Raw genomic sequence first — 24613 nt, 5'->3', positions numbered from 1 at the left:
TGTTTTTCCTATTAATTAACCTTAAAAAGCTGCAATTTGAAGACGTTGACTCTTATTGATTTGTTGTTAAAATTATGCACATTAAGTTTTTATTTTAAATGCAATGGGCGCGTACTATCAAGAAAATGAAATAGATAGAGGAGAAGAGAGTCATTCAGGCCATATTGTTTTTAAAAAAGCCAAAATCAAATCGACCAATAAAAAAGTTATTTTTAAGCTAAACAAATATAATGTGCCTTTTTTATCCTTATACGAAGTTGCCTTAAGTGATGTACTCGATCTATTTTTAGGATCTTACTTAACCCCAAAACAAACATTGGTTAGGAACGATAGGGGTGAGATTATTGGTTTAACCTCTGATCATTTTTGCTATTCCGTTGCTCTTCGTGAAACACTGGAGTCTAATTTTTATTCTCTTGCCTATGATGTTAAAACCGGACGGTTGTTAACAGACTCAAAAAAACGAGAAAAGGCGGAAGATATTCCCATCTATTTTTTTAATGAATTTGCTCCAGGTTTTTTTGCCGACTTATATAAAGCTTCTAAAGAAGGCCAATTTGATTTGGATATGGATTCTTTAGCGAACGTTTTATGTAGCTCTTATACATTAGAAGAGGATGATTTACACAAAGGGAACTGGGGATTTTATATAGTAGAAAAGTCGGGGCGTAAGTGTGTTGTATTTTTTAAAATCGATAATGATCTTTTGATGTCCGATAGCGTTATTTCACATTATGACTCTCGAATTTTAAATTGGGGGCATGGTGAACACGCATTTAAAATTACTGCGCGAGATTTAAGAGCATTTCCTAAACTACAAGACTCTAGTAACCATTATTGGCCAACTAGTAGACGTTACTTTGTCAACTATAGTGATCCTAAAGTTTATGCGAGCTCAGCTGAAATTGAAGCCTTTGTTGAGCTTGGTAAATCTCCTAAGTTTCAACAGGCAAAGTGGAAAGCATGGTATAAACATATTCTTATTCAGTCTTCAATGATCAATGCATGCTTAGCAAATTCTCTTAATGAGATGGACGCGAATGAAAGGGCACAAATTGCCTTAATTTCTCAAGCAACTATCGCTCGTCTTTCTTATTTGAAAGCTGTTCTTTTTTCATTACCTGAATTTCGCAACTATGTGAAAACAGCAAACCATCAAACGGTATTAGAAGAGATCCAATGCAGTTTTAAAGGATCACAGAGTGCAGATTTATTTGAAAATATTAATGAACAAATGAAACAGTATCAGGACTTATGTCGATTACCTGAAGGAGGTTTTGTAGAGGGGGATACACCACTTCATGCCGCTATTCGCCTAGGTGATTATCGTTATCATGAAACATGGGGGCATTTTAAAGAATTTGCCAATCAAACTAATGCAAACCATGAAAGTCCCCTTGATATTGCGATGAAATTAGCACAAAACAAAGTAAAGAGCGACCTTCAATTTAAAATAGAGGATGTCAGACAACATCCTCTATTCATTGCTAAACATTTATTGGCTGGTGGGGTGAATAAGACCGCGAGTTATAGAGAGTTTTTATCTCAGCATCCAAAAGTCAAGGTTATGTCTTATCGCTTTTGCACATCTTACTTAGATAAATCAAAAAAAGCGCAGACAGCTGAAGATTTAATTGAGATACTGCGTGATCTTGGTGAAGACTCAAGCTTTAGTCTTAAAATGAAAAAAGAGATTTCTGTTAGTTGTCTACGCTATTTTCTTAAAAATAAAAAGCACAACACTTCTTTGAGAGTACAACTCACCAAATTATATCAAGCTCTAAATGGAGATCATGGCAAAGAACCCAGACCGGAATTGCAGTTTATTAGGCAATTGCGAAGTACGCTTTGGATAGTACGAATTATTCGAGGATTATTAGGAGGAACAAGTACACAAGTTCAGCTGAATGAAATCATTGATAATACCAAAAAGAAAATCCCTCCATCTCCTGCAACTTCCTGCTGTTCCTGCTTTTTTGTAACAAATAAACGTAGTCGCGTTCCTGACTTATTTTCTTCAGAATCAGAAGTTGCCTTTAATCTTTAATCTATTAAAGATACTATCTGTGGGAGTCTTAACATTTTTTGGGAAATGATTAATGTTAATCTTGTCGAATGTAATTGCACGACTCCGGTTTTTATTTCTATTTATTGTTTTAGTATTATTTTGTTTTTCAAAAGCGGTTAGTGCGCAATTTGGATTAGGGCAATTAGATGAGTTTGTCCTTTTTGTTGTTATTATTTATAGCTTGGTTATCATTGGAGATAGGGCCAAAATATTTCTGCTTGTTTTATTCTTTCTTGCAGGGCTAGAACTACTCTTTTTATTTCTCAGTGTGCTGTTTGCTTTTCCCATTTTGCAGGTAATTAAAGCTTTTTTTATTATGCTTTATTTTGCATTGATGGTAGCAGCATGTTTACGTTATACCTTCGCTGATAAAACGATTGATATAACCACGTTATTTGGTTCATTATCAGCCTATTTGTTTATAGGATTAGCTTATGCTTATCTTTATTTATGGTTAAGTTTTCTTGATCCCAACGCCTTTACGAATATTAAATATGACGCTGATGCTATCTATTATTCATTTATTACATTAACAACGGTGGGTTTTGGAGATATTGTTCCTAAAAAACCTATCGCACAAACTTTTTCATGGATGGAGTCTTTTATTGGTCAAGCGTACCTTGCAATTATCATGGCGCAATTAGTAGGTCGTTATATGGCTGGCAAGTTAAACAGGTAGGATGAAAGTTAATGGCAAACCAAAGTGAAAAAAGCTGTATCATTGATTCAATCGTAAAAAAAGAAGAGAAGGCTTATATTGTCTTTGAAAATAAGCAGTTTATTGCTTTTTTAGATCATCGTCCTTTATTTCCTGGACATACTTTGTTAGCTCCTAAGGAGCATTTCCAAACCCTTTATGATTTGCCAACCGTCATGGTAGCGCCTTTTTTTCAGTTAGTGCAATCTATTGGCAGGGCTGTTGAGCTGGCGATGAAGGCGCAAGGAAGCTTCATTGCAATGAATAATATCGTTAGCCAAAGTATACCGCATTTACATGCGCATATTGTACCAAGAAATAAAGGAGATGGATTAAAAGGATTTTTTTGGCCACGAACAAAATACCAAAATGAGGAACATATGTTAGAAATACAAGAAAAAATAAGGTGTTATTTCGGGGAAAATATCTAAGTTAAAGTTTCGAACTGAACTTTGAATTGAAAAAATTGTTTAACCTTATTAAGCTATTGATCCCGCCGAACTTATTAAATAAGGAAGTTTTATGACAACAATGGCTAAGGGGCAAATTTGTTGGAATGAATTAGCAACATCTGATGTTAAGAAAGCTAAGGATTTCTACGGTAAAGTGTTTGGTTGGCAGTTTATAGACCATGATATGGGCGAAATGACTTATACCATTGCTAAAGCTCAGGATAAGGAATTTGCAGGGATATGGACCATACCTGAAGAGCAACGTGCGCACATTCCTCCTCATTGGATGGCTTATATTTTAGTTTCAGATGTTGCTTCTGCATTAGAAAATGCCAAACGTCACGGCGCAAATGTAATTAAAGAGGTAACCCAAGCGGGAGACATGGGGCATTTTGCTATTATTACTGATCCCACAGGTGCGTACATTGCTCTTTGGGAACCCACAAAAAAATAATAAATTCCTGAGATAGATTGTCAATTCATTCCTCCTGGAGCAAAGGACGAATTGTCAATCTATAAAATACACTGAGGAAAGGGATGATTAAGCTGATAATGTTTTTGTGGATTCAGGTTCCTTCCTACTCAGCTCGCCTTTTTCACCACAATTAAATTCTTTTGGGTTTTTAAGATAGGCGTCAACATCGGCTTTTGTTCCTTGCACAAAAGTTCCCTTACCATCAGAATAAATTCTATGATCTATTGCTGCATTATAGGCGTCAAATCCTTGACCTTTTTTGGCTTGATCTTGAAAAAACGCCACGGCATCCTCTGGCGAGTCAAACTCAAACCTCATTGTACCTTCTGAGTCTACACTGGCATCTTTGCCTGTTTTTTTCTTATAATCATCAAGCATCATTTGGGCGTTTGGCGTCTTTTTCCCCACTTGATAAGTTTCTTGAGGTTTTGCTTCCTCTAAAATTTTAGGATTAGCAAGGATATTATCCTTATATGCATCCATAAGGGCTTTATAGCGTTTTTCTTCCTCTTCATTGCGTTTTTTTAAGTGGTGTAACTCTTTAAGCTCATTCAATTCTTTTGCCATTTGCTCTTTTAATTTATCTTGTGGTGTGCCCATTTTAAACTCCAGTGAGATCTCGAAACGACAAGAAGCAATTAGAAATTATTTATATCATACTTTTTTTTCTTCTTACTATTTTCGCATTTTATTTACTGTTTGTTTGCAATTTAAAAAGATACACTAAGTATAGGAAATCTTTATCTCTAGTCGCTCCGCCATGACAGTTTTCTTGTTTAGAACTTGAGCTTTAAACAACAGCCATTTTGCTTATTGACGGTTAGAACGGCAAAACACTTGTTCAGTACAAAAAAAAAATTTTCTATTTGTTAAAAATTAAGAATCCCTTAATTATTTGTATATACAATGAGCCATTTGTAATTTTATTTGGCTTTTATATGAAGATAAATAATGCTTCTTTTGATTTACTAAAGATTTTTGAAAAGGCGTTAAATAAAAAAGTTACGATTCATTATGTTCGAGCTTCTGATGTTGATGCTTATTCTCATGTGCGATTGCATCAGGATGAGCGTTTAGATTTTTACGCTGAAACACTTGCTTCGATCTTTATTAGCTATCCACGTGCCTATAATTATGAGCTATTGTTAAATTGGCAAATTTTAGAGACTTACCGCATCCTTAACACCGCATTGGCTTCTACTTTAGTTGACGAGACAGTAAAGCTTGAACTGTTAACATTTAAAAACAGGCTTGAGAAAACTCCTTATCTTAAGTCATTGCTATACTGCATTGAAATGAAAATTATTGTTCCGTCCTTAGTTTGTTCTGGTCATGGTACTTGGTATCAAAATGATGGTTTTATTGATCTTAAAGCAATTAATAGTACGGTGATGCTTGTATCGGGTTCTGGTGCCAGCCTTAGTGATTCTTTGGCTACTGATCTGGAAAATGACCAATTTAATCCGACAGAAGTGACGGTGGTGAAAAAAGAAGATGATGAGCAGCCTGTAGACAATATTAATCCATATCCAAGATTTTTCGGTGCATATACTACTGCACAACAAGTTCCTGATCTGTGTCTTATTCGAGGAAGTAATTTGCCAGTGCCTCGTGTGATAGAACCACTTACTGGTAGAACGGTATTGGATTTGAATACGTTGCAAACAAGTAAAAATTATTTCTCATTATCTACTGTATTAAAACACTTTGGTAATAGAGGCAGCCTCATTTCATGGGCTGGTTGTACTGGGGTGCGAGATGATGATGGTAATAAATCAGGAGAATTTTTAGGCTATCGTTGGGCTAAGAAGCAGGAAGTACTCGGTAAAAGAAAGCGTCAGCAGAAAAATCAGGATGGGGTGTTACCAGAAGAAAATCATACCGAACAAGAGCAAGAAAATAAAGAAAGTCCTGCAGTACAGACTAAAACAACGACTAGTGAACCTGGTATTAATGAGTTTGGTACCAGGTTCTATAATCCTTAGGAGTCAGGTGTTGTATTTTCGTCTTTATCACTAAGTCTAAGCTCAAGCCACATAGCGTTTAAAACTGCGAAGGTACAGGCCAATCCTGTACCTAATATCCACGAAAAATACCACATAAAATGTCTCCTAATACGCTGTATGCTCGTTAATTTGAATAGAGGATGCCGTAACCTTACCACGTAATACCCGATATACCCAGGAGGTATAAATTACAACAATTGGTAAAAAAATAGCTGTAGCTAACAACATAATAAATAAAGTAAATTGACTGGATGAGCTATCCCAAACAATCAAGCTGTGATTTGGATAAGATGAAGAGGGGAGGATAAAAGGAAATAAACTAAGACCTACAGTGGCAATAATTCCTGTGACTGAGAGTGCACTGCAGATAAAGGCTAGAAGTGCTCTTTTCGTCAGTAATATAGCTAATAAGGCCGCAATAATGCTTCCTATTGGTGCCAGTAAGGTTAGCGGGTAAATTTCATAATTCATAAACCACGCTTTGCTTTGAGAAACCACAATTTTGAAAAGAGGATTTGAAGGACCATTATGGGCAAGATTGCCAACAATGCTATAGCCATTTATTGCAGAATAAAGCCAAAATCCTGCCAGACAGAAAATCAGAATGCTTAAAAAAGCGCAAGTTTTTGCAGCAATAATTGCTCGTTTTTGAATGTAACCTTCCGTTTTTAGATTAATAAAAAAGGCTCCATGCATTGCTAACATAATGACTGATAGTAAACCGCAGAGCAGTGCGAAAGGATTCAATAACTGCAAAAAGGTCCCTGTATAGAATGGTCGTAAACTATCATCAAAATGAAAAGGAACCCCTTGCAAAACATTACCAACAGCAACCCCAAATATTAAAGCGGGAATAAAACCACTAATAAACAAGGCAAGATCCCAAAGTTGACGCCATCTGGCGTGAGGTAATTTGGAGCGATATTTAAAACCAACCGGGCGTAAAATTAAAGCAAGCAACACAACAAGCATTGCCAGGTAAAACCCGGAAAAAGAGAGCGCATACAGAGCAGGCCAAGCAGCAAAGATAGCACCTCCACCCAAAATAAACCAAACTTGATTACCTTCCCACACTGGACCGACTGTGTTGATTATAATACGTCTTTCAAGATCAGTTTTGGTGAGCCAGGGCAGCCACATTGCTACGCCTAAATCGAAGCCATCCATCACTGCAAAACCAATGAGCAAAACACCTAATAATGCCCACCAGATAATACGTAAGGTTTCATAATCTAAAGGCATAATATTTCCTCCTTAGTGGGCTAGGCCATCGGGGCCTAGACGAACGTATTTGACCATCAAATAAATTTCAACAATAGCTAAAATTGTGTAAAAGATGACGAAACCGGAAAGTGATGTTAAAACCTGTGAGGCATTTACTGAGGAGGTACCTAGCGCAGTTGGGAGTACTCCTTGGACTGCCCAAGGCTGACGTCCATATTCTGCAATAATCCATCCCAGTTCAGCTGCAAGCCAGGGTAGGGGGAGTGACCAAAAGGCAAGATGGAGATACCAATTTGTTGTATGTAGTTTTCTTCTTATGGATAAATAAAAGCCAATTGCAAATAATAAAATGAAGAAAAAGCCACAAGCGACCATAATACGGAATGAAAAGAATAGGGGTTTTACGTGAGGAGCCAAATCATTTGCAGCCTTATTAATTTGCTCTTCACTGGCGTCTACCACATTCTCGGTATATTTTTTTAATAACAGACCATACCCCAGATAATTACCATGGGCTGTAAAATCATTTTTAGCTTGAGCGTCCAAAGGATTTTGCTTAAGGCGTACTAATGCGTCATAGGCGAGCATTCCCTCACGAATTTTTTCCTTCCCTTGCTCTATAAGTTCTACAATACCTTCTAATTGTTCATCGAAAGAGCGTGTTGCAATTATTCCCAAGACCCAAGGAATTTCAATCGCAAAATCAGTTTTCATGGTTTTCTCATTGGGAATCCCAATCAGTGTTAAGCCTGCAGGAGCTTTTTCGGTATGCCACATGGCCTCAATGGCTGCCAATTTCATTTTTTGGTTAGTATTGGCTACATAGCCACTTTCATCGCCCAAGACTACAACAGATAAAGCTGAAGCTAAACCAAAAGAAACTGCTACAGTCATGGAGCGCTTGGCAAAAGCTTGATTACGCCCGCGTAAAAGGAAATAAGCACTAAGCGATAAAACAAAAATGGCTCCTGTAACATAGCCAGCACTAATTGTATGGACGAATTTTGCTTGGGCAACAGGATTAAACATAACATCTGCAAAGCTACTTACTTCCATACGCATCGTCTGATAATCAAACCTTGCGCCTACGGGATTTTGCATCCAGCCGTTTGCGATAAGAATCCATAGTGCCGATAAATTTGTCCCCAGGGCAAGAAGCCAGGTACAAGAAAGATGTTGTAACTTGGTGAGTTTATCCCAGCCGAAAAAGAACAAACCCACAAAAGTAGCCTCTAAAAAAAAGGCCATTAAGCCTTCAAGGGCTAAAGGTGCACCAAATACATCGCCCACATAGTGCGAATAGTAGGCCCAGTTAGTTCCAAATTGAAACTCCATTGTTAAACCTGTCGCAACGCCTAGCGCAAAATTAATCCCAAATAAAATTCCCCAGTATTTAACCATTTGACGCCAAATCTCACGGCCAGTCATGACGTAAACCGTTTCCATGATTGCCAGTAAAATAGATAAACCTAACGTTAAAGGGACAAATAGAAAATGATAAAGCGCGGTTAATGCAAACTGGAGACGGGATAAATCAACCACATCACTGCCTGGAATCATAGATCACCTCACATGGCTGGAGTAACAAATTGAAAATCAATTTTTAGTTCGAGTTGCTGTCATATCAGAGTGCAAACTAGAACCCAACAACCATTGTTGTGTATTTTTTACAGGTTTTTGTACATCCTTGAAACAAATGAACCATAGAAGAAAAAATAAGGTGAATTTGACGGATAATGTTAAAAGAATATCACGAGTCAGGGGTTTCATAGTTGCTGTCCGGTAAACATGCCATTGTATTTTAACGCAAATTCAGCGATTAAACTAGTAAATATCATCATTTAAGTACTATTTAAAATACGGCAAGTTTAGGCATGCTTTTATCATTTATTGCTCTTGATGGCGCTGAATTAAACAGCTTCTAAAATAGCAGCAACCCCCATACCTCCTGCTGTGCAGATTGAAATAAGACCTCTTCCTTTTCCATTTTGATGTAAAATTTTAGCAAGGTTGCTGACGATGCGAGTCCCTGTCGCCGCAAAAGGATGACCGAGGGCTAAACTACCCCCTTTAATATTCATTTGCTCTCTATTAATTGAACCTAATGCACCGTTACGTTTGAGAACTTTTTTGCAGTATTCCTCTGACTCCCAGGCTTTTAATGTGCAAAGAACTTGACCTGCAAATGCTTCGTGGATTTCATAGAAGTCAAAATCCTGAAGTTCTAATTTATTCCGTTTCAACAGCTCGTTGACTGCAAATGTTGGAGCCATTAGTAAACCTTCACCATGTACAAAATCTACAGCGGCTACTTGCGCATCGACAAAACGAGCAAGAAGGGGGTAACCATACTGACTTGCAATTTCTTCACTGACTAAATAAATAGCCGAGGAGCCATCTGTAAGCGGAGTACTATTGCCTGCTGTTAAACTACCTGCACCGCTGGTATCAAAAGCTGGTTTTAATTTTGCCAATTTTTCAATTGTTGTATCAGGACGTAATATTCCATCACGTTTCAAACCCATATATTCAAAAACAAGATCGTCATAAAATCCTTCTTCATAAGCCTTGGAGGCCGTTTGATGACTTGCCAAGGCTAATTTATCTTGCTCAAGTCGTGAAACATGCCATTCTTTGACCATTTTTTCTGTATGTTCTCCCATTGATAACCCTGTACGTGGCTCAACAACAGAGGGAACTTCTGGTTTTAAATCCTTCAGGCGAAAGGCGGCAATCGATTTTAATTTTTCTAAGAAATTTTTTGCCTGATTTAAGTTAATGAGTTTACGGGCGAAACTTCTACGAAACATGACAGGTACGTCGCTATTGGTATCTACACCAGCAGCAATACCATCATCAATTTGATAATTGGCAATTTTAAGGGCAATTTGCAAAGTAGTTTCCAAACTAGTACCGCAGGCTCGTTGTAAAGTATAAGCTGGCGTATGGGGATTAAGCTTAGTTCCCAAGATACTCTCACGGGCCAAGTTCCAGTTAAAAGAACTATTGATAACAGCCCCTAAACCCACATCACCTACAAGCCTGTCTTCAAGTTTCATTTTTTTTACCAATGCTTGCAGTGAAGCAGTCATTAACTCTTGGGTGGAAACTTGTTTATAAACGGTCATGGATTTAGCAAAGGGAGTACGCATACCCCCAGCCACATAAACTGGTCTTGTTTTCATCAAGATGTCCTTATCTTCCATTAGACAATAGTCAAATAATTCACACGGTATTTTAAGCTTTGACGAAAAGCAAGTCTTTTAGGAACGGTTTCTGCACGCAGAGGGTTTGGACCTCAATTCAAAACCGGACTGATGCTTAAAAAGTATTTTATTTGCTATAGGATAAAATCATGAAAAAATCGTCTAAATTCTCTTCAAAAAAGCAAACCAAAGAAAAAGTCAAAAAAGATGACTAGAAAATATTTCCGGTGGTCGCTTTACCCCGAGAGATAATCGTGGATTTGATGATCGCGATAATCACCCCATGATAAATCAATTGATTATTCGCCTACAAAAAAAATTTAGTAGTAAGATAGAGTTTGACTTGAGGTATTTTCTCTAACGGTCTGCTTGCCTATTTTTAAGTTTACCCTTAATAAAATTCACATTTAGGGATTGATCCAGAACAAACTACTTCCTCATAAGAAAGATTGGATTGGGGCGGTTGTATATCGCCTAAAATAAGATTGATACTTTCGGACGAATAAATGCGTCTAGGATTACTCGGAGCAAATAAACCATTAGCAAAAAAGATTTTATGATACTCTGGATCTTCAGGATTACCGTAATCAAAAACAATAGGTTGTTTGCCATAGGCTACCTGTAACTGAGCGGCTATATAAGCCTCTAAAATCTGTGTTTGTTCCTTATTCAAATCGCTACGATCAAAACGTCCAGAAACAAGATAAACCTGTAAAAATTTTTCTCGTTGACATAAGTAGCCTGCATAGAAAACGGAGCCATCGTAATCTTTTTCCACCAAAGCTAAAGATGGATGCCCTGATCTATCCTTCCAATTTAAGAAGGGATGCACAGATTTACTGAAACTATCTTCTAAGCCGTAATAGCCATACTCTTTTTGATAGGCATTTTTAACTCCCAATGCCAAAATAAAATCTGTTCTTAGAACCCAGATGCGTTTTTCCAAAGGTTGCAAAGGGAAATTGACCTGTTGAATATTTTGAAATCCTGGATTTATATTGCCTTCATCATCGTAGCTGTATTTAGGTTTAATGGGCGGAATATTCTTGGCAATATAGTGCTCAGCATCGGCATAATGTAAATGCTTTAAAGCATTTTGTCCTGCTTTTATAATTAATTTTTCATTGTAAATTCGACAAATCTTACTTTTAGGAAAGGGTGTATCTGAAAAAAAAAGTGCGGAATCGTCATCATCCTGCTTTCCTGGAAAGGTATCATAAAAATGAACCGCCTGCTTACCGTAGGTTTGTCTTAGTTTTAAAGAAAGATAGCTTTCAACAATTAATTGCTGTTCGGTTAATAAAGGAGCAGTGTTTTCGGCAGTTCTTTCATAACGATTAAAACGCCCCGAAGATAGAAATACTTCTAAATAAGTGAAACGCTGACAAATAAACCCGGCGTAAAGAACTCCTCCATCATATAGATGATGAGGGATTGCCAATGAAGGATGCCCATATCTATCATCCCAATTAATAAACTGATGATTTTTGTCATCAAAGGCATTTTTTAAACCTTGGTATCCATACTCCTGGTACGCATTTTTAATCCCAGTGACAAATAGGAGGTCACTTCTTAGGACAAATAAACGTTTTTCATGGATATCAAGAGGTGTTTTAATTTCTTCTATAGCTTGAAATGCAGGATTTACTCCCGTTTCATTAACATAAGTGTACTTTGAAGGAACCGCGTCGATATATTTTTGAATGTAAGACTTTAAAATAAACTCAAGATAGACGAAATCCACTTGGCCGTTAGGGTTTACTATTTTCATGGTTACAGCTCTTTTATCAGACACTCGCCCAAACTTTGCTTAGTTTTGTGTGGAGTGGATCAATAGCAGGCTGCCTTATAACTACAGGCGATTACTATTAAGATTGTTTAAAGCGCTTATTGGCAGGAAGCCAGTGTTTAATACACCTGGACACTGATGTTGGTGGCTGATAAGTAGATTAGCGCTGATTCCCTATCTTTTCTGCCCAACCTGGAGAACAGTGCCAGGTGACGCATCATAGAATATCTAAGGTTTTGTTGGTCCATAATTTATATTTTCCGCAACAAAAATGCTGCTTCAGGAGTAATTATGAACAGTATGTCTGTTTATTTAAGTCAAAGTCAATAGTATCTGAGATCTACAAAGAATATAACCAGGCGTCCTAAAGAGGGATCGAATATTATTCGATATTTGCAATTCTTTAATTGGTCTGGTTAATTATTTTGAATAATTTTTGCCTCAGCATCTTTTTTCATCACAATAATCGTAATACGACGATTGCCAGGATTTAAGGGATTTTTCTTATCAAGCAAGACCGTTGAAGCGTAACCAATCACTTGAACAACTTTATCTTCAGGTATCCCTGCCTTGACTAGCGCCCGCCTTGCTGTATTGGCACGCTGTGTTGATAATTCCCAATTGCTTTGGTTCAAATCTTCTGGATTATGGTAGGGGTGGGCATCCGTATGACCCTGGATACTAATTTTATTAGGGACATTGTTTAAAATTTTTGCTATTTTGTCGAGAGCCTGTAGCATCTCAGGATCAATTTCATCGCTCCCAATACCAAACATGGGCTTATTTTTATTATCAATTAATTGAATGCGCAGGCCCTCAGAAACCACATCCATCAGCAGACGATTCTTTAACTCAGCTAAGGCCGGATCGCTTGTAATGGTTGATAGTACCTTTTCTTTTAATTGTTCTAATTGCTGCACTTCTTTTTTTTCTGCGATACTTTGATCTCCCGCTCGAACTTGGCCATCTTTTTGTTTGAGATCAGTACCACCACCATTCACTGTTTTCTTTCTGGCTCCCATGCTATCACCGCCAATAAGAGCAATTCGTAATGGTTGCTTAAAATACTCAGCTAAACCATCTTTTTGTGCCTTATTAAGCGAAGCAATAAGCCACATTAATAAGAAAAAGGCCATCATGGCAGTTACAAAGTCGGCATAAGCAATCTTCCACGAACCCCCATGATGACCGTTATGATGTTTATTAGTTTTTTTAATAATTACCAAATTTTTGTCATTCATATTAATTCTCTAAGCAGCTTCAGGGGCTTCCTGTTTGACAGGCTTTATTTCGTCATTTAGTTCGTTAAAGGAGGGTCTTGCTGTGGAGAATAAAACTTTGCGCCCAAATTCAGTAGCAATAATTGGTGGATAATTATGAGCGCTGGCCAATAAGGTAACTTTTATGCAGTTTAACATTAAGATAGATTCATTGGCGCGTTGCTCTAAAGTGGTGGCAAGTGGACCAATAAAACCATACCCTAATAAAATACCTAAAAATGTTCCAACCAAGGCTTGAGCGATTAGCACACCTAATTCAGAGGGCGGTAAATTAATTGATTCCATTGAATGCACAACCCCAAGAACTGCTGCAACAATCCCGAATGCTGGCATGCTATCGGCCAATTTAGTGATCGCATTAATGGGGATGGCTTCCTCTTGATGATAGGTTTCAATTTCACTTTCCATTAGTGACTCAAGTTGGAAAGGTTGCATGTTAGAGGTAATCATTAAACGAAGATAATCACAAATAAATTCAACAAGATGAGGTTTGGCTAAGATGCGCGGATAATTGCTAAAAACAGGACTGGCCGCTGGGTCTTCAATATCGGCTTCTAGCGACATAAAACCCTCTTGACGTCCTTTATTAAGCAATGCGTAAGAAAGACCTAGTAAATCTTTATATAAAATTTTAGAAGATTTTGGACTAATAAATAGCCCGGGGATGGCTTTGCCAATTGCTTTTAAAACATTCAAACTATTACCTACAACCAACGAGCCAATAGCTGCACCAGCAATAATTAAAAATTCAACTGGTTGAATAATTGCTGCCAGATGACCTCCAGCTAAAGCAAATCCACCAAAAACTGAAGCTAGTATTATGAGATATCCTAACAAAATGAGCATTTACGTTCCTATAAGTAGAGCAAAATATAAAAAACAAAGCGTTCTTATATAAGAACGCTTAAACCTTTTATGTTTATTTCAAATAGTCATGAACAACTCGTCCATAAGGTAATGTTAAATCTGAAACGAAATGAACACCACTAATGACTTTTTTGACTGGTAGTTTGGCCACGGGTGCCAATGCGTGATGAAACAGTTCAATTTGGGCGGGTCCCGTCCAGGCACCTTTTATTGTTATATCTTGCAGATGATATTCAACTAACTCACAGATACGTGTTGTGCCATCAACATGAGGGATTATTTTTAATAGATAAGTTGGAGCACCCAAGGCTTCGGCCACTTTTTTAGAATCCAATGTTTTATATTTATACCCCATGGTGAGCGTAGCAATACGACTTTGACCATAATCCAGAGTACCTAAAAGCGTTTCTTTTTCTACCTTAAGAGAGGGTTGCGCAAGCTTTTTAGGAAACCCCCAAATTTCACGACCACCTGCTATTGGTGGATGATCATCAAGATACATTGCATGCGTATATCCACCTTCTTTGCCTTGATAACGAACGGGAATAACCTGGCCTGACTCTGTGTAATCACCAAAACCAGTAGAGTCTGGCATGCGAATCACTTCGAATTTTACTACGGGTTCAGTGACCTCTAGTGGGGCTGGTACTATTTCACGAAGCAAATCAATATCAGTTTCGTAGGTAATAATCAGATATTCACGATTTATAAACCGATAGGGACCATGCGGGTAAGAAGGACTACAAAAAGGCATAGCAAATGCATTTTCTTTAATTTCTGATTCCTTCATTATTTAAAACTCCTGTATTTGATATAAATTTATCAGATCATATAATTCTAAGTCATTAAATCTTAGATTAACTCATGCAAAAAAGTACTAGTTTTAAAAACTAGTACTTTAACTTTTCATGAGTTATTGCATGAACCAACCATGTGAAACAATTAGAGATTGTCCCGTCAATGCGTTTGATTCAAAGGAAGCAAAAAATAAGGCTGTTTCGGCTACATCATCTATAGTAGTGAATTCACCATCTACAGTTTCCTTAAGCATTATCTTTTTGATAACGTCTTCTTCACTCATGTGTAATTCTTGCGCTTGTTCTGGAATTTGCTTATCTACAAGGGGGGTGCGAACAAACCCCGGGCAAATCACATTGGCTCTTACGCCGTAAGCTGCTCCTTCTTTCGCAACAACTTTGCAAAGACCAATTAAACCGTGCTTAGCTGTCACATAAGGTGCCTTTAAGACAGACGCTTCTTTGGAGTGAACAGAGCCCATGTAAATAATACTGCCGCCTTTTTTGGCAGAATACATATGTTTGAGGCAGGCTTTTGTTGTGAGAAAGGCTCCATCCAGGTGAATGGCCAGCATTTTTTTCCAATCAGAAAAGGGTAATTTATCCACAGAGTTAATAATTTGAATCCCGGCATTACTAACTAAAGTATCAACACCACCGAAATTGCTGACTACTTTATCCACACCCGTATTGACTTGTTCTTCATCGGTGACATTCATTTCTACAGCCATGGCTTGACCACCCTTAGACTGGATTTCTTCAGCGGCTTCTTGAGCTTGAGAGAGATTAAGGTCCGCTATAGCTACCTTTGCGCCTTCGCGGGCATAAACCAGGGCAATTTCTTTGCCGATTCCACTGGCAGCACCAGTCACAATTGCTACTTTATTTTTTAATCGCATGGCTACATTCCTTGTATAGTTTTTTATTCAGTATAACAGTGAGTTTTCCATTTTGCCTCAATAACTTCATAGTAGTCCTATAATCAAGACAAAATGGAATGATGTGAATCTAGAGATGGTTATTTGAGGCATTAGTAATAATAGTAATAGCCATTTCGATAATACCAATTTCTCCTATCTTGTTCTCGACCTATTTGATTACCGATTAATGCACCAGCTCCTGCACCAATAGCAGTTCCTAATGCATCACCACCACTAACCGCATAACCAATACCTGCGCCTGCAGCAGCACCAGTTGCAGTACCAACTTGAGTAGCGGTACAAGAAACTAATCCGGTGGTCGATAACCCCAAGAAAAACATAACAGAAATGAATCTTTTCATGGTTAAGCTCCTCTTGATAGTTGTTCCTTCACTAGAGATATTAGTACAAAAAAAGATCATTTGCTTGAAAATTAATCAGTTGTAATAACCACTATCTATAGGAAAAATTTTATTTATATTGCAGCTGTCAGTGAGAGGCTCGAGATGACGTGAGATGCTCGGGATGACATAGCAAGCATAGTAATCTGCTTGCTATGCTTATTTACCCTGGTTTATCGATGTTATCTACATAGTCATTAGCATCTATTCCGGCCAATAGCCGCGGCATGTTATTTTGGGATTAAAGAAAATTAATTCTTTGGGATGGATTAAGCGCGATGATGTGCTGAGGTATGGCATTTAAAAATGCCTTGCGATCTTTCTGGATTAAAAAACACAAAAAATGTTTAGAGAGGTCTACTTGTATTGCAGATTTTCAGGAGGTGTTAGTCTCTTCCAGCTAAAAATAAATGGAATTATTTTCTTTCTTTTATTTCATTTTGGAATAAAACGAGAGAATTATTGAATAAAAGATAGTAAGCATCACTAGGATGCACAAATGTAGGTTGATCACCTACATTTGTGAAGCGAATAATCCTGATTAACGCACTACGTTTTTTACTCCAGTACCCACTGCTTTAACAGTTTTTGCTCCGGCATTAACCACATAACCTGTACCAGTTGCGACGCCTGTCCCCACTGTTTTGACTACCTTTGTTCCCGTTGTTGCTACATAGCCCACACTCGTGCCGACGGCTTCTCCTCCCGCTCTAAGTGCTCCGCAATTGGTTAAACCAAATGTTAGTATACTAAGAGTAAAAACCATCAATAGTTGTTTTCTCATTGCAGTTCCCTCCACATCGATCCATGTTGAACTATTTATTAAATATAGTACAAAATGTGTTCATTTTGGGGCTATAGACAATGATTAGGCATCATTCTCTCATTTTAAAGAAGCAACGAGAAGTTCATAATGTCGTATTATTTGATGAGGCGTTTTGATGTTATGAAAAAAAACCGATCACTAGCTTTCTGCTTTCAAGATAATAAAATGAATATCACATTTATTCAGTGTCTGAGTTTTTTTGAGAATTACAGCGTCCATAAAGATCATCAATTCGCACAATGTCATCTTCACCTAAATAGGAACCTGATTGTATTTCAATCAATTCCAATGGCAAAATTCCTGGATTTTCCAGAGAATGAATTGTACCCACAGGAATATAAGTGGATTCGTTTTCAGTTAACAAGAATGTTTTGTTACCTTTGGTAACCTTGGCAGAACCAGAAATTAAAACCCAGTGTTCTGCTCTATGATGATGAAGTTGGGTTGAGATTTTTTCTCCCGGTTTGATAGTTATATGTTTAACTTGGTAGCGTTTGCCCCGCTCAAGAGAATCAAATTTGCCCCAAGGTCGATATACTTCGCGATGCACAATCGCTTCACTGCGTTTATCCTCAGTTAATTTTTCCACAATTTGCTTCACTTTATGGACGGAAATTTTATCTGCTATTAATAGTGCGTCTTTTGTGTTCACAACAACTATATCCTTTAATCCTACTGCCACTACCAGTTTATCTTCAGAGTGAACATAAGTATCAGTCGTATCTACATTTACCACCTCACCCACATGCACATTTCCTTGTAGATCTTTTTCTGAGATAGACCAAAGGGAAGACCAATTGCCAATGTCACTCCAATCCACTTCCATCGGGACGACAACAGCATTGGTTGTTTTTTCCATTACAGCATAATCCACAGATTCAGATGGGCAGTTTAAAAAGCTTTCTTTATCAACATAGAGAAAGTCTCGGTTTTTCACAGCCCCATTAACTGCTTTGACACAGTTGATATAAATATCCTCTCGATATTTTTTTAACTCATGAAGATAGTCACGAGCAGTAAACATAAAAATTCCACTATTCCAATAGTAGTTCCCAGTTTCTAAAAATGTCTGCGCTGTTTTTAAATCAGGTTTTTCAGTAAAGCCCACTATTTTGATGATCTCATCATTATTTTTTTCTTTGGGTGCATGGATATATCCATAACCAATTTCTGGTTTATCAGGGGGTATACCAAAAGTTACTAATCTACCATTTTCAGCGTAAGGCAAACCTTTTTCTAGAGCCTGTTGAAATTGCTTTTCGTCCATAATGATATGATCGGCGGGGAGTACAAGCAGGGTAGGATTATCCTCTGATTGCAAAGATAGTAATGCTGCTAATGTAATTGATGGCGCCGTTCCTCGTCCCTCGGGTTCAAGAATAATTGTGCTCTCAGAAAGATTTATTTCCCTTAGCTGTTCTGCGGCGAGGAAACGATGTTCTTCATTACAAAGTACCATAGGGAGCTGATGACTTAATTCATTTAAGCGAGTAATGGTTGCTTGTAGCATAGTTTGGGAACCATAAAGCTTTAAGAATTGCTTAGGGTATAATTTACGAGATAATGGCCATAGACGGCTACCGCAACCACCCGCCAGGATTATAGGTAGTATCATTTCAAACCTCCATATTATACCTGTTTAGGATGTTGCTCGAAAATTACTCTTTAGGTTTGAAGATGCTGAGACACTTTAAAATCATCAGGGACTTTAAATTTTCAAGAATAAAACCAACGTGCAACATCAGTAATTATTATAGGCTATACTCAATAGAGCAAAAAATGACCAAAAAAATCCCACATGACGGAAAAATTAACCATTCTAATTTCTGCTGATACTTATCCTCCCGATATTAATGGGGCAGCACGGTTTGGAGGGCGTTTAGCTGAGGGTTTATTGAAATTAGGTCATAAAGTGCATGTCATTGCTCCTCGTAGCAGCCCAGGAGAGAGTTTTACAGGCAACAAAAATGGAATAATAGAACATCGTCTAAGATCGCATGCAATACCTACACATCTTTCATTTCGTATGTGTTTTCCCTGGCAAATTAAAAATGAAATACGCAAAATTTTTGATAAAGTGAAACCTGATGTGGTTCATGTCCAATGTCATTTCATGATTGGTCGATATGTAATCAATGAAGCAATTCGTCGTCGAATACCCATCGTAGCCACAAACCATGTCATGCCAGAAAATGTCACTCCTTACGTTCCTTTGCCTAATATTTTTATTAAATTACTGGTGAAGTATTTATGGCATGATGCGTATAAAGTCCTAAAGAAAGTAACCATTATTACCACACCTACCGATTTGGCAACAGAAACCTTCACTAAAAAATTAAAGTTACCAGGAATAGTAACTGTTTCAAATGGGATTAATTCAAGTATTTATGAGCTAAAACCTGATGAATGTATTGAAAAGCCTGCATATCCAATTGTTCTTTTCGTTGGAAGGTTAGCTAAAGAGAAACATATTGATGAACTTATTAAGGCTATCGCTAAAACTAAACCGTCACTGAACGTACATGCTGAAATAGTTGGAGAAGGTGAAATCCTTGAAAAATTGAAAAAACTGGCTGCTTCTTTAAATGTTTCTGGGCGTATTCATTTTTTAGGAGCGATTTCTGATGAGAAGTTACGAAAAGTTTACCTTAGAGCCACACTATTTTGTATGCCAGGAACAGCCGAATTACAATCTTTGGCTACTCTAGAGGCTATGTCAGCGTCATTACCTGTCATTTTGGCCGATGCCTTGGCGCTACCTCATTTAGTCATCGAAGGCAAAAATGGTTATCTTTTCCAGCCAGGAAATACTAATGAGCTGGCAAAAAAAATTAATAAAATATTAGTATTACCAGAGGATGAACGGTTAAAAATGGGAAGGGAGGGGCATGCAATGGCGAAAAAGCATGATATCCAAAAAACATTGTCAACTTTTGAGTTACTTTACGTAAAGGGCCTTAATACAAAAGCTAGTGAAAGCTAAAAACAAGTTTTAATGGTAATTGTTTATTTTTCAAGCCAACTATTTACCATTTTGATATCATCTATAGATAAAGTTCCTAGATTCTTTTTAAATTTTAGTATTTCTATAATGTAATTAAATCTATCTTTATTCAGTTCAATCTGGGAATGTATCAATCTATCTTGTTGATTGATAACTTGCATTAAATCAGTTGCTCCTAAGGCGTAGCGCTCTTTCAATCTATTCAACGAATTTTGATTCGATGCAATAGTTTGTTGATCACTCTTTATTTTGTGAATATCAGATAAAATTCTTAGGTAATTTTGCTTAACTGAATAGGTAGTTTTCCGGCAGGAGGCGTCTAGCTGCTGTTCTGCTATGCGAAAAAGGTATTGTGCTTTCTTGGTATTGGCAGCAACTAATCCTCCAGAATAAATAGGTACATTGATATTCACCGCGGCTGCCAGATTATTTACTCTACTTGAACCTGCTGCCACAAGCAGGCTACCGTTTTGAATATGAAAGGGTAACACATCATAGTAAACTTCTACATTCGCATTGGGGAGATGTCCTGCAAATGCCTGTTTAATTCGTTCTCTCGCGGCTTTAACCCGTAATTGGTTAGTTTTTATACTCCAGTTTTGTCTAACTGCTGCATCAACCCAATTCTGTAAATTGCCAGGTTTAAGATTTTCTCTAGGAAAATTATCTTTTAAGCGAGCTAAATAGGGATATTCTATAGCACTAATCTCTGCTAAATGTAATTTCTGCTCTGCCAGTTCTGATTGTGCAGTGATATAGTTTGATTCGGCAAGACTAAATGCAGACATTGCCATATCTAAATCATTCCGATTCGCTTTACCAATACGATATTTCTCCTTTACTTGTGACAGTTGTTTGGCCATAGTAATTTTATTGGATTTATAGTAATTAAGATTATTTTCATAATACAAAGTATTAAAATAAGCCTCCGCCACTCGTACGATGAGATCTTGAAATTTTGCATTTAAATTGGCACTGGCAATTTGATAGGATAATTTCGAAGCAGATAAACGCTTAAAATTTGCCCAATTAAAAACGGGTTGAGTAAGTGACAGGCGATTATCAAAGGCCTTTATTTTATTATTTCTAGGAAAAAGGCCGCTTGAAACCATGGCTCCCGAACTCGATTGTTTATCTCCCAGGACTTGTGACGTAAATCCAACATGAGGTAATAAAAGGGATTGATCAATACCGATATTTGCTTTAGATACTAAAGTTTTTAGGACTTCATTTTGATAAATAGGTTCATTAACAAGCGCTTGTTGAAATACTTCCATTAAATCTGCTGACCAACTTCCTCTACCGAATAAAAAAATTATAATTATTATAAATTTTTTTATGACTAATTTGGATAATTTGCTCAATACAATGTCCATTTTAAGCTAACAATATGATGAAGTGTCTTGCCATAGATTGAATTTAACGGGCAAATCGCCGCTGCATCTTGCCCTACCGAACGTAAATAATGAATGCTGATGACTATAACATATCTACTGAACTCTTCCATCCTCGAAATAAGAAAACCCTAATCCAAGGTTTTGCGGTAAAAATGATGACTAACAAAAATAACGATAAAGGTAAAGATGAGCAAAGGCCACAGATTGGGCCAGATATTGGTTAGACTTGCATCCTTCAGCATGATGTCGCTGGTTATTCGCAGAAAGTAAGTAGAAGGGAACAAATGGCCTATCCATTGAGCCCATTCTGGCATCGCTGCAAATGGAAACATAAATCCTGAAAGAAGAAGAGCCGGCAGGGCGTAAGTATTTGCAATATTTGCGGCCTGAAACTGTGATTTAGATATGCTTGAAGTCAGGATTCCAACTCCTAGATTAGCGATAAAGAATGGGAATGCGACTAGCGTTAATAGCCAAAAGCTACCATAAAATGGCACATGAAATAGCCATCGCGAAATAACCAAAATTAGGAAAAATAAAATATACCCTAAGACTATGTTGGGGATAATTTTACCAAAAATAACTTCCAATGGATGAATCGGTGTGATGAGTAGCATTTCCATTGTGCCTGTTTCATATTCCGTGGTAATGGAAATAGCAGTAAGCATGGTGAGCGATATAGTTATAACAGAAACTAGTAATCCCGGAAGAGTGTGGTACTGTGCTTTTGCGGCAGGATTATATTTGGCATGTGTATCAACAGTAAAAACAGGGTCTTTTGATTTTAGATACTGAATAGGACCTACCGCATCATGGCGAAGAGCTTCCTCAACAATTCGCTGAGTAGCATGAAATGCATTTCCGACCACCATAGGATCAGTTGCCTCACCTTCCAGCAAAAGATGCGGCTTCTTTTTCTTGATAAGATCGCGAGAAAAATTTTCAGGTATGTAAAGGATGAATTTTATTTTACCCACGTCCATTAATTTTTCTGCTTCATGCTCATCGGCAGTAATCGTTTTAATATCAAAGTACCCGGAATTTTTAAAGGACTGGATAATACTATTGGTAAATTGAGATGAATCCTTGGCTACAACAATAGAAGGAAGGTTCCTGGCGTCGGTGTTTATAATGTAACCAAATAAAATAACCTGAATTAAAGGAATTAAAATAAGAAAAAAATAGGTATTAGCATCTCGCATCATTGCGATGAATTCTTTCTTTTGTATGGCAAAAAGTCGTAATGTGATATCGCTTATATTAGACATGCAATCCCTTAGTCAGATATTCAGTTGAATTGATCAGTACCCATCCTATGACTTTTAGTCAACCATATAAAGGCATCGTCTAATACGGGTTCAATTTTTTTCCAAGAAAAATCGGGACTACTCCTAAAAGGTTCAATAGCATGTTCGAGAGCAACAGGATCTTTACCACTAACATGCAATGAATCGAAATGTATAATTACTTGATCCACACCTGGTATATTTTCTAACTGCTTCTCCAAAATAACAACATTGTCTCCTCTAACTTGCCAAGTGGATAAATTAACCCGATTTATAATTTCACTGATTTTACCATCCATAATCATTTCGCCATCGCACATATAAGCAATTCGATGACAACGCTCGACTTCATCCATGTTATGAGAGCTGAGTAATATTGTAATTCCTTCAGACGATAAACGGCGCATCAGCCGCAAAAATTTTTGCCTTGAGTCAGGGTCAACATTGGCTGTGGGTTCATCAAGTAATAATAGAAGGGGATTATGAATAATAGCGGCAGCAAGAGCGAGGCGTTGTTTCCATCCCCCTGACAGAGTTCCTGCTATTTGGTTTCTATGGGAATCTAGCTCGAGTTGATGCATTACTACTTCAATGCGTTCAGCGCGGTTTGCTACACCATATAATTCCGCTGCGAGTCGAATATTTTGATAGATAGTCAATTGTTTGTATAAACTAAAAAACTGAGGAATATAGCCCATGCGTTTTTTTATTCTGGCGGTTTCTGTGCGAATGTCGTAGCCGAGGCAAGTTCCAAAGCCTTCATCGGGTGTTAACAAACCGCATAGCATCCTTAAAACGGTAGTTTTTCCTGAGCCATTTGGGCCTAAAAATCCAAAAATTTCTCCTTTCCTAACTTTTAACGTGACATTTTTTACAGTGGGTATGCCGGAGAAACTTTTACATAAATTATTCGCATCAATGATTAAATTTGATTCTTCCATAGGCGATTTCCTAATTATTCAATGTAATGCTAACAGGCTGGCCGGGATGGATTATGGAAAATACTGCATCTAAATCGGGTTTTGCCTCCACGCGAAAAACCAGTTTTTGTCTTTCTTCAATACTGTATATGACAGGTGGTGTATATTCGACTCTATCAGCAATATAACTGATTTTAGCTTTAATGGGTGTTTTACTGGCATCAAAGCTAACATTCACTACTTGATTAATTTTTATGCGTCCAAGCAAATTTTGGGGCACAAAAAAGATAATTTTAACTTGTTTAGGATCAAGTAATGACAATACAGGGCTATCAGCCTGTAGGTTTTCACCTACCGTATAAAAAGTATTATGAACAAGGGCATCGACAGGAGCAGTAACTGTTTTTTGACTCATTTCCCACAGGATTTCTTTTTCATTGGCCTGTACTGAAATCAATCTTGCTTCAGCTACTTTTTTATCTTCGAGAGCTTGCTCGTAGGCAGATTTTCCATTTTCAAATTCTTCTTTTGAAATAATGTCTTTTTTTAATAACATTGTATTTCTAAGATTATTTTTTTTTTGTAATTCAAAATAGAGGTTCGCTTTTTGCAACTGATTAGTCGCTTCTTGAATCTTTGCCTTCGCAATCGCCAACTTTTGATTGGATGGAGACAATTCTAAAGTAAATAAAATTTGTCCTGCTTGTACTTTCATTCCTGGTATTACGTTTAAAGATTTAAGCGTTCCTGCAAATAAAGATGAGAGGTAAATGTACCGTCCCTCAACGTATCCAGGCATACTAATTATCGGTTGTTGATTACAACCACTTAATCCTAATGTTAATAACACAAAAAAAATCACAGAAAAGCTGAAGAGCAAATTTTTAAATGTTATTAAAATGTGTTGAGGTCTCGTCATATTCTCAAGGGTTCTCCATATAGATGGGTATACTTGACGCTGAGATACGTTTTAATTCTATGATAAATATAGCTTATCT

Annotated in this window: 24 protein-coding genes; 6 read left to right on the top strand and 18 right to left on the bottom strand. The window is 37.3% G+C overall.

The window, feature by feature from the left end:
* Window positions 1–103: 103 nt before the first annotated feature.
* The 4 genes from ankK (at window position 104) to PXX05_RS09465 (ending at window position 3671) form a co-directional block, all read left to right on the top strand.
* Window positions 104–2047: a Dot/Icm T4SS effector AnkK/LegA5 gene (gene ankK, locus PXX05_RS09480; RefSeq protein ID WP_275087984.1), complete on the top strand. Its 1944-nt coding sequence runs from the start codon at window positions 104–106 to the stop codon at window positions 2045–2047.
* A gap of 52 nt (window positions 2048–2099) precedes the next feature.
* A complete protein-coding gene (locus PXX05_RS09475) occupies window positions 2100–2747 on the top strand; it encodes a potassium channel family protein (protein ID WP_275087983.1) in 648 nt (215 codons plus the stop codon).
* A gap of 11 nt (window positions 2748–2758) precedes the next feature.
* Window positions 2759–3196 (top strand): HIT family protein, encoded by a 438-nt coding sequence (locus tag PXX05_RS09470; RefSeq protein ID WP_275087982.1) that lies wholly within the window; start codon window positions 2759–2761, stop codon window positions 3194–3196.
* A 91-nt stretch (window positions 3197–3287) separates the two neighbouring features.
* Window positions 3288–3671, top strand: coding sequence for a VOC family protein (locus PXX05_RS09465; RefSeq protein ID WP_275087981.1), 384 nt, complete (start codon window positions 3288–3290; stop codon window positions 3669–3671).
* An 87-nt stretch (window positions 3672–3758) separates the two neighbouring features.
* Here PXX05_RS09465 and PXX05_RS09460 read toward each other — a convergent pair whose 3' ends face one another.
* Window positions 3759–4259: a hypothetical protein gene (locus PXX05_RS09460; protein WP_275087980.1), complete on the bottom strand. Its 501-nt coding sequence runs from the start codon at window positions 4257–4259 to the stop codon at window positions 3759–3761.
* Between the two features lie 371 nt (window positions 4260–4630).
* Here PXX05_RS09460 and PXX05_RS09455 point away from each other — a divergent pair, with 371 nt between their 5' ends.
* Window positions 4631–5677: a DUF6863 domain-containing protein gene (locus tag PXX05_RS09455; protein ID WP_275087979.1), complete on the top strand. Its 1047-nt coding sequence runs from the start codon at window positions 4631–4633 to the stop codon at window positions 5675–5677.
* Here the strand turns inward: PXX05_RS09455 and cydX are convergent.
* From cydX to PXX05_RS09395, 13 genes are all read right to left on the bottom strand, one after another.
* Complete coding sequence (cydX, locus tag PXX05_RS09450; RefSeq protein ID WP_275087978.1) at window positions 5674–5793, bottom strand: cytochrome bd-I oxidase subunit CydX; 120 nt, start codon at window positions 5791–5793, stop codon at window positions 5674–5676. The genes PXX05_RS09455 and cydX overlap by 4 nt on opposite strands.
* Before the next feature lie 10 nt (window positions 5794–5803).
* Window positions 5804–6940: a cytochrome d ubiquinol oxidase subunit II gene (gene cydB, locus PXX05_RS09445; protein ID WP_275087977.1), complete on the bottom strand. Its 1137-nt coding sequence runs from the start codon at window positions 6938–6940 to the stop codon at window positions 5804–5806.
* A 12-nt stretch (window positions 6941–6952) separates the two neighbouring features.
* Entirely contained in the window at window positions 6953–8482 is a 1530-nt protein-coding gene (locus tag PXX05_RS09440) for a cytochrome ubiquinol oxidase subunit I (RefSeq protein ID WP_275087976.1), read from the bottom strand.
* A gap of 36 nt (window positions 8483–8518) precedes the next feature.
* Entirely contained in the window at window positions 8519–8692 is a 174-nt protein-coding gene (gene cydP / locus PXX05_RS15090) for a cytochrome oxidase putative small subunit CydP (RefSeq protein ID WP_338034416.1), read from the bottom strand.
* A gap of 140 nt (window positions 8693–8832) precedes the next feature.
* The gene (locus PXX05_RS09435; protein WP_275087975.1) at window positions 8833–10107 is read right to left on the bottom strand and encodes an acetyl-CoA C-acetyltransferase; all 1275 of its coding nucleotides are present in this window, start codon (window positions 10105–10107) and stop codon (window positions 8833–8835) included.
* 412 nt (window positions 10108–10519) lie between these two features.
* Window positions 10520–11899, bottom strand: a complete 1380-nt coding sequence (locus PXX05_RS09430; protein WP_275087974.1) for a hypothetical protein — start codon at window positions 11897–11899, stop codon at window positions 10520–10522.
* Between the two features lie 434 nt (window positions 11900–12333).
* Complete coding sequence (gene motB, locus PXX05_RS09425; protein WP_275087973.1) at window positions 12334–13158, bottom strand: flagellar motor protein MotB; 825 nt, start codon at window positions 13156–13158, stop codon at window positions 12334–12336.
* Between the two features lie 9 nt (window positions 13159–13167).
* The gene (gene motA, locus PXX05_RS09420; RefSeq protein WP_275087972.1) at window positions 13168–14043 is read right to left on the bottom strand and encodes a flagellar motor stator protein MotA; all 876 of its coding nucleotides are present in this window, start codon (window positions 14041–14043) and stop codon (window positions 13168–13170) included.
* A gap of 73 nt (window positions 14044–14116) precedes the next feature.
* On the bottom strand, window positions 14117–14854 hold the full coding sequence (locus tag PXX05_RS09415; protein WP_275087971.1) for an acetoacetate decarboxylase: 738 nt from the start codon (window positions 14852–14854) through the stop codon (window positions 14117–14119).
* A gap of 123 nt (window positions 14855–14977) precedes the next feature.
* Window positions 14978–15760, bottom strand: a complete 783-nt coding sequence (locus PXX05_RS09410) for a 3-hydroxybutyrate dehydrogenase (protein WP_275087970.1) — start codon at window positions 15758–15760, stop codon at window positions 14978–14980.
* Window positions 15761–15891: 131 nt separating this feature from the next.
* Entirely contained in the window at window positions 15892–16143 is a 252-nt protein-coding gene (locus tag PXX05_RS09405) for a glycine zipper domain-containing protein (RefSeq protein WP_275087969.1), read from the bottom strand.
* A 580-nt stretch (window positions 16144–16723) separates the two neighbouring features.
* Entirely contained in the window at window positions 16724–16966 is a 243-nt protein-coding gene (locus PXX05_RS09400) for a hypothetical protein (RefSeq protein ID WP_275087968.1), read from the bottom strand.
* A 220-nt stretch (window positions 16967–17186) separates the two neighbouring features.
* Window positions 17187–18623, bottom strand: a complete 1437-nt coding sequence (locus PXX05_RS09395; protein WP_275087967.1) for a mannose-1-phosphate guanylyltransferase/mannose-6-phosphate isomerase — start codon at window positions 18621–18623, stop codon at window positions 17187–17189.
* A 183-nt stretch (window positions 18624–18806) separates the two neighbouring features.
* On the opposite strand from PXX05_RS09395, the gene PXX05_RS09390 reads away from it, so the two are divergent.
* Entirely contained in the window at window positions 18807–19991 is a 1185-nt protein-coding gene (locus PXX05_RS09390; RefSeq protein WP_275087966.1) for a glycosyltransferase, read from the top strand.
* A gap of 23 nt (window positions 19992–20014) precedes the next feature.
* Here the strand turns inward: PXX05_RS09390 and PXX05_RS09385 are convergent, their stop codons facing one another.
* From PXX05_RS09385 to PXX05_RS09370, 4 genes are all read right to left on the bottom strand, one after another.
* Window positions 20015–21289 carry a TolC family protein gene (locus tag PXX05_RS09385; protein WP_275087965.1) on the bottom strand — a complete coding sequence of 425 codons (1275 nt, stop codon included), beginning with the start codon at window positions 21287–21289 and terminating at the stop codon, window positions 20015–20017.
* Between the two features lie 248 nt (window positions 21290–21537).
* On the bottom strand, window positions 21538–22677 hold the full coding sequence (locus PXX05_RS09380; protein WP_275087964.1) for an ABC transporter permease: 1140 nt from the start codon (window positions 22675–22677) through the stop codon (window positions 21538–21540).
* Between the two features lie 20 nt (window positions 22678–22697).
* On the bottom strand, window positions 22698–23636 hold the full coding sequence (locus PXX05_RS09375) for an ABC transporter ATP-binding protein (protein WP_275087963.1): 939 nt from the start codon (window positions 23634–23636) through the stop codon (window positions 22698–22700).
* Between the two features lie 10 nt (window positions 23637–23646).
* A complete protein-coding gene (locus tag PXX05_RS09370; RefSeq protein ID WP_275087962.1) occupies window positions 23647–24465 on the bottom strand; it encodes an HlyD family secretion protein in 819 nt (272 codons plus the stop codon).
* Window positions 24466–24613 lie beyond the last annotated feature (148 nt).

The sequence above is a fragment of the Legionella cardiaca genome (assembly GCF_029026145.1).
In the GTDB taxonomy this organism is placed as follows: domain Bacteria; phylum Pseudomonadota; class Gammaproteobacteria; order Legionellales; family Legionellaceae; genus Tatlockia; species Tatlockia cardiaca.
The sequence above is the reverse complement of the archived record's forward strand: the minus strand, read 5'-3'. Positions and strand labels throughout refer to the sequence as shown.